At 54.5% G+C, this 15,009-nt stretch carries 10 protein-coding genes and 1 rRNA gene; 4 read left to right on the top strand and 7 right to left on the bottom strand.

Annotated features, from left to right (window positions below; genetic code table 11):
- Window positions 1–155 precede the first annotated feature (155 nt).
- Together LA756_RS24360 and LA756_RS24355 are read left to right on the top strand one after the other, a co-directional pair.
- Window positions 156–1,663 (top strand): 16S ribosomal RNA (locus LA756_RS24360).
- A gap of 620 nt (window positions 1,664–2,283) precedes the next feature.
- Complete coding sequence (locus LA756_RS24355) at window positions 2,284–3,099, top strand: class I SAM-dependent methyltransferase (RefSeq protein ID WP_224437327.1); 816 nt, start codon at window positions 2,284–2,286, stop codon at window positions 3,097–3,099.
- A 6-nt stretch (window positions 3,100–3,105) separates the two neighbouring features.
- On the opposite strand, the gene LA756_RS24350 is transcribed toward LA756_RS24355, so the two are convergent.
- From LA756_RS24350 to LA756_RS24330, 5 genes are all read right to left on the bottom strand, one after another.
- Window positions 3,106–3,564: a hypothetical protein gene (locus tag LA756_RS24350; protein ID WP_224437326.1), complete on the bottom strand. Its 459-nt coding sequence runs from the start codon at window positions 3,562–3,564 to the stop codon at window positions 3,106–3,108.
- A 138-nt stretch (window positions 3,565–3,702) separates the two neighbouring features.
- A complete protein-coding gene (locus tag LA756_RS24345; protein WP_224437325.1) occupies window positions 3,703–5,124 on the bottom strand; it encodes a metallophosphoesterase in 1,422 nt (473 codons plus the stop codon).
- A 322-nt stretch (window positions 5,125–5,446) separates the two neighbouring features.
- Window positions 5,447–5,911 carry a hypothetical protein gene (locus tag LA756_RS24340; protein ID WP_224437324.1) on the bottom strand — a complete coding sequence of 155 codons (465 nt, stop codon included), beginning with the start codon at window positions 5,909–5,911 and terminating at the stop codon, window positions 5,447–5,449.
- 177 nt (window positions 5,912–6,088) lie between these two features.
- Entirely contained in the window at window positions 6,089–8,719 is a 2,631-nt protein-coding gene (mdoH, locus tag LA756_RS24335) for a glucans biosynthesis glucosyltransferase MdoH (protein ID WP_224437323.1), read from the bottom strand.
- Window positions 8,707–10,176, bottom strand: a complete 1,470-nt coding sequence (locus tag LA756_RS24330; RefSeq protein WP_224437322.1) for a glucan biosynthesis protein — start codon at window positions 10,174–10,176, stop codon at window positions 8,707–8,709. The genes mdoH and LA756_RS24330 overlap by 13 nt, the downstream gene beginning before the upstream one ends.
- Before the next feature lie 768 nt (window positions 10,177–10,944).
- Between LA756_RS24330 and egtD the strand changes: the two genes are divergently transcribed.
- Together egtD and egtB are read left to right on the top strand one after the other, a co-directional pair.
- Window positions 10,945–11,946 carry an L-histidine N(alpha)-methyltransferase gene (egtD, locus tag LA756_RS24325; RefSeq protein ID WP_224437321.1) on the top strand — a complete coding sequence of 334 codons (1,002 nt, stop codon included), beginning with the start codon at window positions 10,945–10,947 and terminating at the stop codon, window positions 11,944–11,946.
- Window positions 11,947–11,966: 20 nt separating this feature from the next.
- Entirely contained in the window at window positions 11,967–13,235 is a 1,269-nt protein-coding gene (gene egtB, locus LA756_RS24320; RefSeq protein ID WP_224437320.1) for an ergothioneine biosynthesis protein EgtB, read from the top strand.
- 3 nt (window positions 13,236–13,238) lie between these two features.
- Here the strand turns inward: egtB and LA756_RS24315 are convergent, their stop codons facing one another.
- Both LA756_RS24315 and LA756_RS24310 read right to left on the bottom strand, forming a co-directional pair.
- Window positions 13,239–13,760, bottom strand: coding sequence for an adenine phosphoribosyltransferase (locus LA756_RS24315; protein WP_315858329.1), 522 nt, complete (start codon window positions 13,758–13,760; stop codon window positions 13,239–13,241).
- A 114-nt stretch (window positions 13,761–13,874) separates the two neighbouring features.
- Window positions 13,875–14,774: an RNA polymerase sigma factor RpoD/SigA gene (locus LA756_RS24310; protein WP_224437319.1), complete on the bottom strand. Its 900-nt coding sequence runs from the start codon at window positions 14,772–14,774 to the stop codon at window positions 13,875–13,877.
- Between the last annotated feature and the right edge of the window lie 235 nt (window positions 14,775–15,009).

The raw sequence follows: 15,009 nt of genomic DNA, 5'->3' as shown, positions 1-15,009 counted from the left end.
GTGTTTTTGGAGGCTGCTTGCAGCTGAAGAGAACGATCAACTTTTGAACTCAAGCTAGTTCAATTTTTTTTAAAACTAGTAGCTAGTTCAAACATTTTCGATTGCTAACTTGCTCATACGCTGGTTCACCTCGGTGGACTAGTTAAGCAAATATTTAATTGAAGGGTTTGATCCTGGCTCAGAATGAACGTTGGCGGCATGGATTAGGCATGCAAGTCGAGCGAGAACCAAGAAAGCTTGCTTTCGAGGGGACAGCGGCGAAAGGGAGAGTAACAGGTAGATACCTACCTCCAGGCTGGGAATAGCGTCGGGAAACTGGCGGTAATGCCCAATAACATCTACGGATCAAAGCTCCGGCGCCTGGAGATGGGTCTGCTCACTATTAGCTAGTTGGTAAGGTAATGGCTTACCAAGGCGACGATGGTTAGCGGGCGTGAGAGCGTGGCCCGTCTCACTGGGACTGAGACACTGCCCAGACACCTACGGGTGGCTGCAGTCGAGAATCTTCGGCAATGGACGCAAGTCTGACCGAGCGATGCCGCGTGCGGGATGAAGGCCTTCGGGTTGTAAACCGCTGTCAGAGGGAAGGAAATTTTGACCAAACCTCAGAGGAAGGTCGGGCTAAGTTCGTGCCAGCAGCCGCGGTAAGACGAACCGACCGAACGTTATTCGGAATTACTGGGCTTAAAGGGTGCGTAGGCGGCCATGCAAGTCAGATGTGAAATCCCACGGCTCAACCGTGGAACTGCGTTTGAAACTGCATGGCTTGAGGGAGATAGGGGTGAGCGGAACTGATGGTGGAGCGGTGAAATGCGTTGATATCATCAGGAACACCGGTGGCGAAGGCGGCTCACTGGGTCTCTTCTGACGCTGAGGCACGAAAGCTAGGGGAGCGAACGGGATTAGATACCCCGGTAGTCCTAGCTGTAAACGATGAGTACTGGATCGAGGGACCTCCCACAGTTTCTCGGTCGTAGCGAAAGTGTTAAGTACTCCGCCTGGGGAGTATGGTCGCAAGGCTGAAACTCAAAAGAATTGACGGGGGCTCACACAAGCGGTGGAGGATGTGGCTTAATTCGAGGCTACGCGAAGAACCTTATCCTAGTCTTGACATGCTTAAGAATCTCCCTGAAAGGGGAGAGTGCTCTTCGGAGAGCTTTTGCACAGGTGCTGCATGGCTGTCGTCAGCTCGTGTCGTGAGATGTCGGGTTAAGTCCCTTAACGAGCGAAACCCTTATCTCTAGTTGCCAGCGAGTAATGTCGGGGACTCTAGAGAGACCGCCGGTGTTAAACCGGAGGAAGGTGGGGATGACGTCAAGTCCTCATGGCCTTTATGACTAGGGCTGCACACGTCCTACAATGCAACATACAAAGGGAAGCAAAATCGTGAGATCTAGCAAATCCCAAAAAGTGTTGCTCAGTTCGGATTGCAGGCTGCAACTCGCCTGCATGAAGCCGGAATCGCTAGTAATCGCGGGTCAGCATACCGCGGTGAATATGTTCCTGAGCCTTGTACACACCGCCCGTCAAGCCACGAAAGTGGGGTGCACGCGAAGTCGCTAAGCTAACCTTCGGGAGGCAGGCGCCGAACGTGAACTCCGCGATTGGGACTAAGTCGTAACAAGGTAGCCGTAGGGGAACCTGCGGCTGGATCACCTCCTTTCTAAGGAAAACTTTTGGTCAAGTCGGTTTCACGACCGCAACGACCTAAAGTGGGACATCCACCAATCACTCAAGCAAGTCACTACCTTATTTATATTAGAAGCCTCTTAGAGCTGTTGCAGTTCTAAGAGGCTTTTTTTTATGCGCTCAACTTCCAATCAGCCGCTCCCAATCGCTTGAGACCTGTTCCGGTCCCCTGCCCTGTCGCTCGCGGCAGAACGTATCTCAAAGCCCCTCTGCCGAGCCACGCAAACTTCGCGCACGCTCCGCGCATACTACCTGCATACTTGGGAGATCGACGCGCAAGATGATGAAACGCCATGCTCACTCAGCGTGAGAATTCTGGAAATGGCTTACTGCGGCTTGGCTCTCGGGGCCACATCAAAGAAAGTTTCCCCCAACCGAAGCTCATCAAAGTCAGTCGAGTAACGGGCCTTGATGGTCTGGAGCTTTTTCTCATCAGTGTGGAGCTGCAAGGTGCCCGTTCTTTGTCTTCTGTTTTCAAGCTTGTCCCTCGAAGGGTGGTTCGATACACTTCGGCGGCTTTAATTTGGGGAGGCTGTGCTAGCTCGTTGGCTGGTGGGCCTTGTCCGATGGTGTTGTCCAGGAAGGAAGCTCGTCATGGCTCAGGTAGCCAGAACTGATCAGGCATGGAAGCAATGGGGTGATGTCGATCCCTACTATGGCGTCCTGACTGACGAAAAGTATCGTGGCAAGAACCTAGGCGATGCCGAGAAGGACGAGTTCTTTGCCAGTGGTCGCGAACGAGTCGACTACATCTTGCAGGAAGCAAGCCGTTTCCTGGGACGCGATTTTCAGCCACAGAAAATTCTCGACTATGGTTGCGGCGTTGGTCGCTTGGCTTTGGCGTTCGCGGATCGTGCGGCTGAAGTTACCGGAATCGACGTTTCCGAAGGGATGCTGCGAGAAGCGGAAGTCAACGCTCAGCGTCTAGGCACGCACAACATTCAGTGGTTGGCCATCGATGGAACCACGCTGCCGACTGACGAGCAGTTCGATTTTGTGCATTCCTTCATCGTGTTTCAACACATTCGACCCCAGCAAGGGCTTTCGTTATTCCAACAATTGGTCGAACGAATTCGGCCTGGGGGAATAGGAGCAATCCAGCTTACCTATTCGCGTTCGCAATATGCGGAATATCAAGGGTTGCCGTCACCTCGACCTTCAGCACGAGAAATTTGGCGACGCGTCTGGTTGAACTCGCCGGTTCGCCGTCACTTAAAGGCAATGCTCGGCAAGCCGGTTCAGCCAGAGATGGAAATGAATGCCTACCACTTGAACCAGGTTTTCTTTCTACTGCAATCGATTGGAATCGACCAAGTTCATACCGAGTTCACCAACCATGGCGGCCACCTGGGCGTTTCGCTAATGTTTGCCAAACCGAGTGCTGCTGGTCAGGTCTCGAAGGCGGCCTAGGCAGTTCTAGCCAGCCATAAAGATATAGGCCAGTGTGCCTGCGATTGGGGCGATGACTAGGAGCGTGAGGGCTGTCTGGAGGCACGTTATCCAGAAAGCTCTGGTGATTGGTGCGCGGAGGAAGAACGCGAGCATCAGCATCATGATGAAGAGGTTCAAAAAGACCAGACCACCTCGGAAGCCGATTTCGCCAGGCAAGCTCAGGTTAACTTTGTAAAGTCGAATCCCAATTTCGATAAAGACTGCCATGCTGATCAGTACGAGATTGATCAAGAGCATGATCCCCATGGCGATTCCGATCGACGGAACTTGGATTAATCCGTCGTAGCGCATTTGGTCGGCTAGCTTGTTGTGCAGGCGAACGGAAACTTGCAGAAAGCACGCCCCGATCATCGAGCCGACCAGAAGATAGATCGGCACAGCGCAGATGGAAAAGAGAAACGCCTCGACAGGATTTGCAGCCATGAGGGGACCTTGGCAAGGACAGAGTAATGCTCGCACGTCGGTGCAAGTTGCCGCCTAAGATACCACCTCGAACAGGCCAAAGGGACCGGGCATCCAGGAAGGGGTTGCCCGGTCTTGGGTTGGCTTTCAACAGAAGCGTTATTTCTTCGCTTCTTCGGCAGGCTTGAACTCGACTTTCGTCCGCGATTCAGGAATTGCGTATCGCGTTGTGCGAGCAAGATAGTCTTGGGCGAGAACCAATTCGATGTCTTGGTACGACTCGTCGTGCATCTTGCCGAGGTAACGAATGTTGAAGCTGATCTTCTGCGACTCGCCAGGAGCGACATGCCCGTGCGTATGATTCGGGGCCAGACTCCAGCGGGAATCGCGGCTAGTTGGTGTCAGCGTGAAGTCGATCGGTCGATCGGAAGGGTTCTTGATGACCGTGGTCAGCTTGCCCTTGAAGACGCCGTCTTCCACTTCTTCCAGCGTGGTGGTGACTTCCGGCTTTTGTTTTGCGAGCGCGATGACCTGCCCTTGCAGTTCCGCAGTGATCTCGCGAACGTCCATCGCTTCACCAACAGGGAACGCGGCCATGGCGACTTGCTTCGGACGAACGGTGACCAGGTGGTACTGATGCAAATAACCTGCTTCCGGAACTTTGCTCGATTGCCCACCGCCGACGGTTGCCAGAGTGACGTATTCGATGCCATCTTCCGGATCGTAACGCATGTAGTGGATATGGCCTGCGAAAACAGCGGTTACGTTGCCGGTCTTCTTCAACAGTGGGTGCACGCGTTCTTTCCAGTCGTTTCCATAGCCACGGCCGAGCCATCGCGGGTGGTGCAGGAAGATGAACTGGTGATCGCAGTCTTTGCCTCGTTCGAGCGATTCGGTGAGGAACTTCAGTTGCTCTTCGCTGATCTTTTGCGACTCCGGCTTGCTGAAGTTTTTCTCGCCGGTTTCTGGATTGCCTTCGTCAGAGTACAGCACGATGAAGTTGCAATTCTTGTGCTGGAATGAATACCAGAGCGGACCGAAGTGCATTTCGTAATGTTCGTCATGCTGGCCAACAGGCATTTGCGGATCGTCGAGTGGACGCCAATAGACGTCGTGATTGCCTGCGACGGGGAACCAAGGGCACAGCAGCTCTTTCATGATGGCTTTGAACTCGCGCATCTGCCCGAGCCAGGCTTCGGTGCCGTTATAGCCATTGATCAAATCGCCGACCGTCATCACCAAGTCAGGTTCGATCAAGTTCACGTCGCGAACGGCGTCGGCAAGGACGTTGACGCCTTCTTTCGGACCGCCGGTTCGGTCACCGAAAACGGCGAAGACGAATGCGTCTTTCTCGGTCGGCAGCGGCAAAATCACTTCGCTGTTACGCGTGGTGAAAAACCGCTTTGCGCTGGGCTGCTCGGTTTCGTGGTGGTGATTGTGATGGTGCATGTGACGGTCGTGCACCAGATTGGGAGTTTCACTGACCGGCTTTTCTGCGGCTGGCTTTTCCTGGGCACTTACCGCTCCGAGAAAAATAACCGAGAAACAAACCCAACTTTGTAACGCCAACGAGTACTTCATCGCGCTGATTTGCCTTTTGCACATTGGAGATTTTGCAGAAACTTTGTAGACCAAGACTATCTAAGACCATCGAGCGAAAACAGGGTGCCGTCGGCCATCCGCGTTGGACTAAACGATTTCTTCATCAAAAGAGCGGCTTGTCGCGGGGTGGGGAGCCCCTCCATTTCACGGTTTCCCCTCGGCTGAAGGGACCTCCGTTTCAGGGTTTCACCAGAGGTGAATCAGGTAGGACGATCCTATGCTAACCCGGATGACGTTGCCTGCTCAAGCAAGTCGAGGAAAAGATACGCAAAACGACGAGTCTCAATCGCTCAGGCGAGAGTCAGCCATGAATCGACTGTAAGTCGGCAAGTAACATCTCGCGTGACGATGCTTCCTCGACGCGCTCGACCAACGTCCGAGCTGCGGCTAAGTACTTTTTGGCGGCGGCCGAGTCACCAGAAATAACGGCTGCTCTGGCTAACGCTTCGTAGGCGTACGCTTCATAGAACGGCAGAGTCCCTCGGGCATACTTCAATGCCAATTGCCCACAACGCATTGCCATGCTCCCTTCACTCAAAAGTGCGAACGCGCGCGAGATCTGCCAGTAGCCGACCGAGCGAGATTGATTGGTTAAGTCATCGCGATGCTTCCAATGCCATAGCGAAGCAAACGCACGAGCCAACATCTCGAGTTCTTGCTCGGCCGTTCGATCCTTGCTGTCGATCAAGTCCCACGCCGTGTTGAAAGCCTCGGCCGCAAAGTGTCGATGGGCGGTTTGCAGGTCAAAAGGTGGGGACGCGTTCATGGGAAGAATCCAGATAACGGCGAGAGGTCGATTGCGTGTTCACAGTTCTAAGCAGCCGACTGGGCTTCTGCAACCAAATTTTGCGGCTACGTAATGCGAGAAACGTCCCCAAGAAAAGATGCATGCCCGTGCAGAACACGGGCATGACACCTGAGATGGTTGACTTGTCAGTCAGGCTTAGCGATATGCCAACGCCGACTTCGGCATGCGTTGGGACCGCAACTGAATGTGCAGCTGTTCCATCGCATAGCGATTGTTTTGAACCTGGAAGCGAATGTTCGGTGGAAGCGAATGCAGCCCTTCCTTTTTGACCATCGCTTGAATTTCCATCAGCTGATCGCGGAAGATCGGAATCTCGCGATCGGCTGTGCGAAGGATGCCCAAGTGCAGCACCAGGTAAGCAGGATCTTCCAGAACCAACTGGAATGGATCGGCTTTGCTGGCCGAGTGCTTTTCGCGGAAGGCTTGAGCCATCGCTTTTTGCTGAGCGACGAGCACTTCCGGACGTTCGACTTCTTCGCCAATCATGAGCAAGCTTTTCGCTTTCAGCTTCTGACCGATATCGAGGCTACCAAGCAGCATCGAAAGCGGAATCGAGAAGACCAAGCCGACCAATACCGGCGACAGCCAGAAGAGGAAGGCCGGGGCGGTGGCGTAAAGCGTCAACGTGGCAGTCAAACCGATCAACGTGTGCGCCCAATGCATCATAATGGCATCGTTCAGCGTCACACCGGTGTCGTCACGCTGTTGAGCGTTCCACTTCACCTTCTTACCACGCAGGGTGGCCAAAACGAACTGGCTGTGCAGCAGCATCATGATCGGAGCGATCAAGATAGCGATGCCGGTTTCCAGCAGGACGCTTAACCAGGCACGTTCGCGAACTTGTGCCGTATCGCAGTCGCGTGGACGCAAGTACAACGCGATCAAACCATAAGCTTTCGGCAGCAGCAGCATGCCCATCGTCGCGGCGAACAAGCCACCAGCAAGCGCACCCAGGATCGCACTTCCTTCGGCTCCTCCGGTCACGAAGGCGGCCACCAGCGAAAGCGTCAGGAAGACAAGCCAGAGCGGCGAAGCGAGGTAGCTCATCACACCCATGCTCAAGTGGAGTCGGCTGGCGGGATGGAACCCATCGGCCAACAGCAAACCCATGTGCTGCATGTTCCCTTGGCACCAACGTTGGTCACGCTGAGCGTAGTCCAACATGGTCGTGGGACATTCTTCGTAACTTCCTTGGAGATCATGTGCGAGGCAAATCTTCCAGCCAGCGCGACGCATCAAAGCCGCTTCAACGAAGTCGTGGCTGAGGATTTCGCCGCCGAGTGGACCGTTGCCTGGCAAAACCGGCAGATCGCAATGTTCCATGAAAGGCTTGATGCGAATGATCGCATTGTGGCCCCAGTAGTTGCCATCGCATTCCGACCAAAGCGCGAACCCTTCGAGGAAGACGCGGCCGTAAATCTGGGCAGCGAACTGCTGCGTTCGGGCGAAGAACGACTGACGATTGACCGGAGTCGGCGGGACTTGCAGGATGCCGATCTTCGGATCGTTCGTCATGCGGCGAACCATCTCGACGAGCGTTTCGCCTGCCATGACGCTGTCGGCATCGAGCACCGTCATATAAGGATAATGGTCACCCCAGCGTTGGCAGAAGTCGGCAATGTTGCCTGCTTTGCGGCTGATGTTCTTTGGGCGATGGCGATAGAAGACCTGGCACTGTTCCGGCAGGTCGATCACCAGCTTGGCCCAAGCACGCTCTTCTTCCAGCCAGATGTCTGGGTTAGTGGTGTCGGAAAGCACGAACACGTCGAACTTCTCGGCAGCACCCAACGAGTGCAGCGACTCGGCGACCGCTTTAACGTTCGCCATCACGCTGGTCGTATCTTCGTTGTAGATCGGCATCAAGATGGCACTCTTCGGCAAGCCATCCAGATAACCAGGATCGTCCGGGCTGATCGTCTGTTTCTTCTTGTGCGAAAACAAGATCGAAGCCAATCCCATCGTCGCCGTCCAGAAGCTGAACGCGATCCAGAAGAACAGCACGACAAACAAACCGACCAACGGATATTGGAAGAAGCCGGTGCCTGCGACCGTTTCCCAATAGACCGCGGCGGCCGTTCCGGTCGTCAGGACCGTCAGGAATGCCAACAGCCCACGCGTCACGTTAAAGCAGTTGAAGAACGAGCAATCGTTCTTTTCGCTGGCGTTGGATGCAGGGCCGTGGCTTGGCTTACGTTCCAGCTCGAAGCCAAACATTTCGGCCACTTGATGTCCCCAGCGAGGAAGCAGCGGCAACTCTTGCTTGGTCATCTCTTTCGGCTTCGCTTCCGGAACAACTGGCTTACGCTTGCTCTTTGCGGTGGCGACAACCGTTTCCGGCAGATCTTCACCGAGCAAACCTTCCGGATGCTGACTAAGCAGTTCCGGCAAGTGCGCTCCGATCACGCCACTAGGAATTGGTTGATCGCTGGCGTCGTTTTCGACTTCGATTGCATGCACCCATTTGGCCAGCTTTTTCACTGTCAAACGAATGGCCGCTTTCCGCAGACGTTTACCGCTCGCTTTCGGATCGGTCGCCATCTGCTCGAGGGCTTCGTTGACGATTCGTTTGCTTTCCGCGGCGATGAAATCGGTATCGGTCAGCCCGAGGTCGCGCAGGTAATCCGCAACCACGAGTTTCGCAGCACGAATGTCGGACTCGGGAATGTTGTCCAGTCGGCCTGCATTCGGAAATACAGTCGCGAGACCATCAGCGCTGAACGAGTCGAATACAGCGCTAATGTCAGTGGTTGAACTTAAATGGGACATAGGTATCTCCACGATTCAGAGAAGAGTTCGTCCTCGTCGGTGAGGAAGACTTCCATCTCCATTGCGTACGGTGAATCTGGAATCAAGTTGCACGACACCTCTACGGTGTTTTCCGCAGTACGTCGCACTTCGACGTTTTCTGCTTTGCCGCGTTGCACATCAATGGTTGATTGCAACTGGCGTTCCGGAGAGAGTTTGGAAATGGCGTCGCCCTTAAACACGACGGTAAGACGGAGAGAAGATTTATCCGAGCGATCCACTCGGAAATCAGACACTTTCGCAAGCGAATGCTGCTTGGGTGCCTGGTTAAGAAAAGCAATTTCATATTCCAGGTCGATCGGCTGGCCGACTTCCACTGGTTGTTTTGGCATCCAATAGGCACCGATGTTATCAATGCCCTCATGCTCCGATGGCAGTTCCAACAACTGGACGGCGCCATCCTTCCAAGGTGTCTTGGGCGTGATCCACACGCTGGGACGAAGATCGTATTTCGCTTCGTTATCGTTATAACGTTCCGGAGCACGCTCGGCTTGCATCAGACCGAAGCCATGAAGTTCCTTCGCGTCGTAGTTACTGAGCGAAGGAAAATCGAGGCGATTGAGCGAACGGCGAATCCAATCGTTGTCGCCTTTCTGAATGAGCAAACTGTCCGCATCGTGAACGCGGGGACGAGGATCCCCTTCAGGTCCCTTCTTGCCCATGCCCCACATGAACATGCTGGTCAGCGGCGCGAACCCGACTTTTTCAGGCACCTGGCGAAAGAACAACTTGGCTTTCACGTCGATGGTCATCGTCTCGTTCGGATGGATTACCAAAGCGTACGCACCGCTGACACTAGGACTGTCCAGCAATGCCCACAGTTTGAGCTGCTTGGCATCCATGCTTGGCTGTTCGATCCAGAACTCGCGAAAGACCGGAAACTCTTCCGTCTTCGCCAGTCCGATATCGACCGCCAATCCGCGAGCGCTGGTTCCGTAGAACTGGCCCGGCGAGATCGCTCGGAAATAGCTTGCCCCTAAGAACGAAGCGATTTCCAGCGGATGTTCCGATTCAGGAAACTTGCCGATGATCTTGATTCCGGAGTAGCCGAGATCTTTCGGAGGATCGAGCCCGGCAATTTCGCCGCGGTATTGAAATAGCGACTTATCAAAGTCCATCCGCTGAGCCTGTTCGGCCGAGGAAGGTTCTTCCGGCAAAAGCGAAACCTGGACTTCGTCGCGGAAGATGTAACCTCGGTGAAACAACTCAAACCAAAACGGCAGAGCTTCTTTCTTCCAGATCGAACGTTCGTGCTCGAACGCGATCAAACGGTAGGTATCGTAATTCAGACTTTTGAGATCGTCGGGAAGCTCATGCGAAGATTCGTAGGGCTTCGCAGAAGTTGCCTTCGCTTTGGCGACCATTGCTTGAAAGATCGGGTCGGTCGACGCCTCGGCAGCGGAGCGGTTGGGTGCCATCGTTTCTTCCGCGCTCACTTGGCAGGCGACCGCCAAGAGCAAAGTCAAACCAAGAACCGATCCACGAATCGTTAACTGACGATCCGAGCGAGCGGGTTGATTTACGAGCGCGTGTTGTTGTGTCCTATTCGAACAATCAAACATGGAGAGGGCCTGTGGTGTTGGTGTTGCTGCGCGTCGGTGCGCGATGTGCCCTCAGAATTGCACGCGCTGTGCCAAAGTTTCATTTGGTTTTTCCTGACAGAAGATGTTTACCCATGCGCTGCGCAGAAGGCGTTCCAACGCCGAGAACTGGTCCCATATCACGTGCTCAAGGGACGCCATGCGAAGAGCTAAGATCACGTGCGGATTGGATAAATTTTGCTCACCTGGTCGAACTGGCAGACAACCTTTCGAAGTGATGCCAAATTGACCGATGTCATGTGCAGATATTGCACAAACAGACGTCGAATCTACAAATTCACATGGTTTTAAGGGATCGCGCAGTGGACAACGCGTAATTTGTCGTCTGGTTCTGGACACTCTTGGCCGTCGTGCCCCCTGAATACGAAACATTTGTACACGCAGTTCAGTTGGCTTATCCTAAAAACCAGCCAACCGCTGGCAGGCGCGCGTCCAGAGAGATCGCATTGTTACCGCATCTTCCGTTAGCCATCACACCGACCTCACGGTTGTCGGCGTAACAATGAGCTCCAAGGACTTGGCCCGTTAGTTGCTTTTCTCAAAGGGCCTTCATTCGTCTTTTTCACCCCAGGGCCAAGCACGATCATGATTTTGCCGAATTTCTCTCTTTCGCATGTCGATCAACAACCGGCGACAAGTATTCCTCGCGATCGCTTTTTGGATGACTCGCTGGCCGGGCTCACACGCTCGCCAAAGCAACTGCCGTGCAAGTATTTCTACGATCAACGTGGTTCGCAGCTGTTCGATCAAATTTGCGAGACGCAAGACTACTACGTCACGCGGACCGAGGCCGAGATCATGCAGCGGTACGCAAAGGAGATGGGAGAGTGTCTCGGCGAGAAAGTAATGCTGGTCGAATTCGGTAGCGGCAGCAGCACCAAGACGCGCCGTTTGCTGGATAACCTGATCGATCCGGTGGCGTACGTACCCGTCGATATTTCGCGCGAGCATTTACTGGCCTCAGCCAAACAGATTTCCAGCGAATACCCGACGATCGAGATCTTGCCGGTATGTGCCGACTTCACCAAGCCGTTCGCGCTGCCGAACCCACGTTTGCGACCAAGCCATGACGCGGTTTACTTTCCTGGCTCGACGATTGGCAACTTCCGACCTGATCAGGCAAAGACGTTGCTGGAAAGTATCGCCCACATGTGCGGCGAACAGGGAGGCCTTTTGATTGGGGTCGACCTGCAGAAGGACAAAGCGGTTCTTGAAAAAGCCTACAACGACGACGATGGCGTCACCGCTGAGTTCAACTTGAACTTACTGCATCGCATGCAGAAGGAACTTGGCGCGAGCGTCGACGTCAGCGCGTTCGAGCATCATGCGTTCTACAACGAAGATGAAGGGCGAATCGAGATTTACCTTCGTAGCCGCATCGACCAAACCATTCAGCTGGATGGCCAAACGGTGCAAGTGGAGGCGGGCGAATTGATCCACACCGAGTACTCGCACAAGTACACCATCGATGGCTTCGCCGAAATGGCTGCCGATGTCGGCTGGACGCTTCGCCGAGCGTGGACCGATCCGAACAACTACTTTGCCGTGCTTCACTTCGTCGTACTTGGCAACGACCAATCGCGATAAATCATTCGGGGGAAAATCTGATGAGTTCCATCCAGACCGACCTGTCCGCGCTGGCCAGCGGCTTATTGCCAAAGTATGAATCGGTTCGCGGTTTCTCACATGTGCTTTGCGAACCGCTAGAGATCGAAGATTTCGTCGTTCAATCGATGCCGGACGCCAGTCCGATTCGCTGGCACTTGGCCCATACCACATGGTTCTTCGAGACGTTCATATTGAAACCGTTCGCGAAGAACTACGAACCGATTCATCCGATGTACGAGTACCTGTTCAACTCGTACTACAACGGAATCGGCGAGCAATTCTCGCGGCCGAAACGGGGGCTGCTGACGCGACCGACGGTGGCCGAGGTGATGAGTTACCGTCGAGAGGTGGATAACCGGATGGGGCAGTTACTTTTGGAAGCAAGCCCTGAACTGGCCCAACAGATTGCTCCGTTGGTCGAGCTCGGTCTGAATCACGAGCAGCAGCACCAAGAGCTGATGCTGACCGATCTCAAACATGCGTTGGCCCAGAACCCGATGTGTCCTGCTTACGATCCAGCAGCGATCGTCAATTCAAGCTTAGCAACGCCGCAATCCTGGCATGGCTTTGAAGGAGGCATCGTCGAGATCGGCCATGCCAACGAAAGCTTCGCGTACGACAATGAAACGCCACGGCACGAGGCATTGATCTACGACTTTCAGCTGGCTGGCCGGTTGATTACCAACGGCGAGTACCTGCAGTTTATCGATGACGGCGGCTACCAGCGACCGGAGCTATGGCTATCGCTGGGCTGGAACATGGTCCAAAGCGATGCTTGGATCGCCCCTTTGTATTGGATTGAGCGAAACGATCAGTGGCACGAGTTTACCCTGGCCGGGCTGGAGCCACTCAACGAAACCGCCCCCGTCACGCACATCAGTTACTTCGAGGCGGACGCATTCGCGCGCTGGCAAGAGGCACGTTTGCCGACCGAGTTTGAGTGGGAGACTGCCAGTCGCCGGGTAACGTTGGAAGGGAACTTTGTCGAATCAAGGACCTTCCACCCTGCCCCGGCCACAACCCAGGACGGCCTTCGCCAAATGCTGGGAGATGCCTGGGAATGGACCGCGAGTCCTTATATCCCGTACCCTGGCTACCAACCTGCCGAAGGTGCCATCGGTGAGTACAACGGCAAGTTCATGTGTCAGCAGTACGTCCTGCGAGGCGGATCGTGCGCGACATCGAAGAGCCACATCCGCAAGAGCTATCGCAACTTTTTTCCACCGGAAGCCCGCTGGCAATTCACCGGGCTACGCTTGGCAAAGTAACGCTTAGTACTCGATCAAGCTGAAAGAATCGAAGGGGGCGATGCGTTGTTCCCCTTCTAAAGCTTTCAGATGAATCAAGAAGCAGCAGCCGACGACGCTGGCGCCGATCTTTTCGACCAAGTTACAGCAGGCTTTCATCGTGCCGCCGGTGGCCAAGAGATCGTCGACCATCAACACATTCTGGCCAGGCTGGACGCCGTCGATATGGATTTCGAGCGTATCGGTGCCATACTCCAGTTCGTAATGGAACGCATGGGTATCAAATGGCAGCTTGCCGGGCTTACGAACTGGCACGAAACCGCAGTTCAGCTTCAGCGCCAAAGGAGCTGCAAAGATGAACCCGCGAGCTTCTGCGGCGACAATGGCGTCGATCTGCTTGCCTTCGTAGTGGGCCGCCATTTGATCGATCGCTTCATTAAAAGCGTGCGGATTGGCGAGCAGCGGCGTGATATCTCGGAACAGAATTCCCGGTTTGGGGAAGTCAGGGATATCACGGATGTACGCTTTAAGATCGATTTCCGACATGCTGCTCTCTCCAGCCAATAAAAAAGCACCTGAGACTTGGGTAAGCTCCAGGTGCTGAATATACGAGGAATTTCACGCCGCGTGAAGAATGGGCAGCTGAGGCCTCTTCCTATATTAACGTCGCGTTCGGCGTCGGATTGGGCCTTCGAGCATGCGTTCGCGCGGGTCTTGCAGTCCTTCCGCCAAACGATTGAGGGCCTCGGTTTCGATCTGGCGAACACGTTCTCGGGTCAGGCCGAGCTTCTCGCCGATTTCTTTTAGCGTGTGTGGTTCTTCGCCATGCAAACCAAAACGCATCTTCAGCACGGTCGACTCGCGGCCATCCATCGTCTTGAGCATCTCGCGGACATGCTTCAAGTCGTCATGTTCGACAAGTTCGTCTTCCGGGTTCTTCAGACGTTCGTCGGTGACCATCTCGCCGAGCGACCAACCGTTGTCGGCTTGATCGGTTTGCGGGGTGCTATTGTAGATGCGGATTGCCTTTTTGATGATCGGCAGCTTCTTCTTCTGCAGACCCAGGACGCGGGCAATCTCTTCTGGTGTCGGCGTACGACCGAGTTCTTCCGTCAGGCGGTTGGTGGCCCGACGCCACTTCGAAAGCAGTTCGACCATGTAAGCCGGAATGCGGATCGTCTTGGCGCAGTTGATCAGGGCTCGCTTGATCGACTGCTTGATCCAGTAACTGGCATAAGTGCTGAACCGCGTTCCCATCGCAGGGTCAAACCCCTCGACCGCACGCAAGAGTCCGAGGTTGCCTTCTTCGATGAGGTCTTGCAGGCCCAAGCCTTTGCCAGTGTAGCCGCGAGCGATATTCACGACGAGACGCAAGTTGGCACGCACCATGCGATCGCGAGCTGCCACGTCGCCGTTGCCGATCGCGGTGGCGAGTTCGCGTTCCTCTTTGGCCGAGAGGAGAGCGGTCTCGTTGATTTCACGCAAATAGGTTTCGAGAGGACTTTGCACGGATTCGAAATCGTCGAACTCCGTTTCACTCCGTTTGGTCTTCGTGGCCATGGTTTCGTCTATGCTTTCGATACGTGGCGGGGGAAAAACTTTTCACGCTGTCACACCACTGCTATCGTCCATGTGCTATCACTTTCTTTGGCAGGTAGAGAAACGATCCCCAATGCGCCGAATGTTCCGGTCGTACGGGATGCACTTGGAACGACCCTGCGTTTGGGAGAATTCGTAACGAGGGTTTCGATTAGAAGCATTAAAACGGACTAAGCACGCACCACAGGCAACAATC

The sequence above is a fragment of the Bremerella sp. TYQ1 genome (genome assembly GCF_020150455.1).
In the GTDB taxonomy this organism is placed as follows: domain Bacteria; phylum Planctomycetota; class Planctomycetia; order Pirellulales; family Pirellulaceae; genus Bremerella; species Bremerella volcania_A.
The sequence above is the reverse complement of the archived record's forward strand: the minus strand, read 5'-3'. Positions and strand labels throughout refer to the sequence as shown.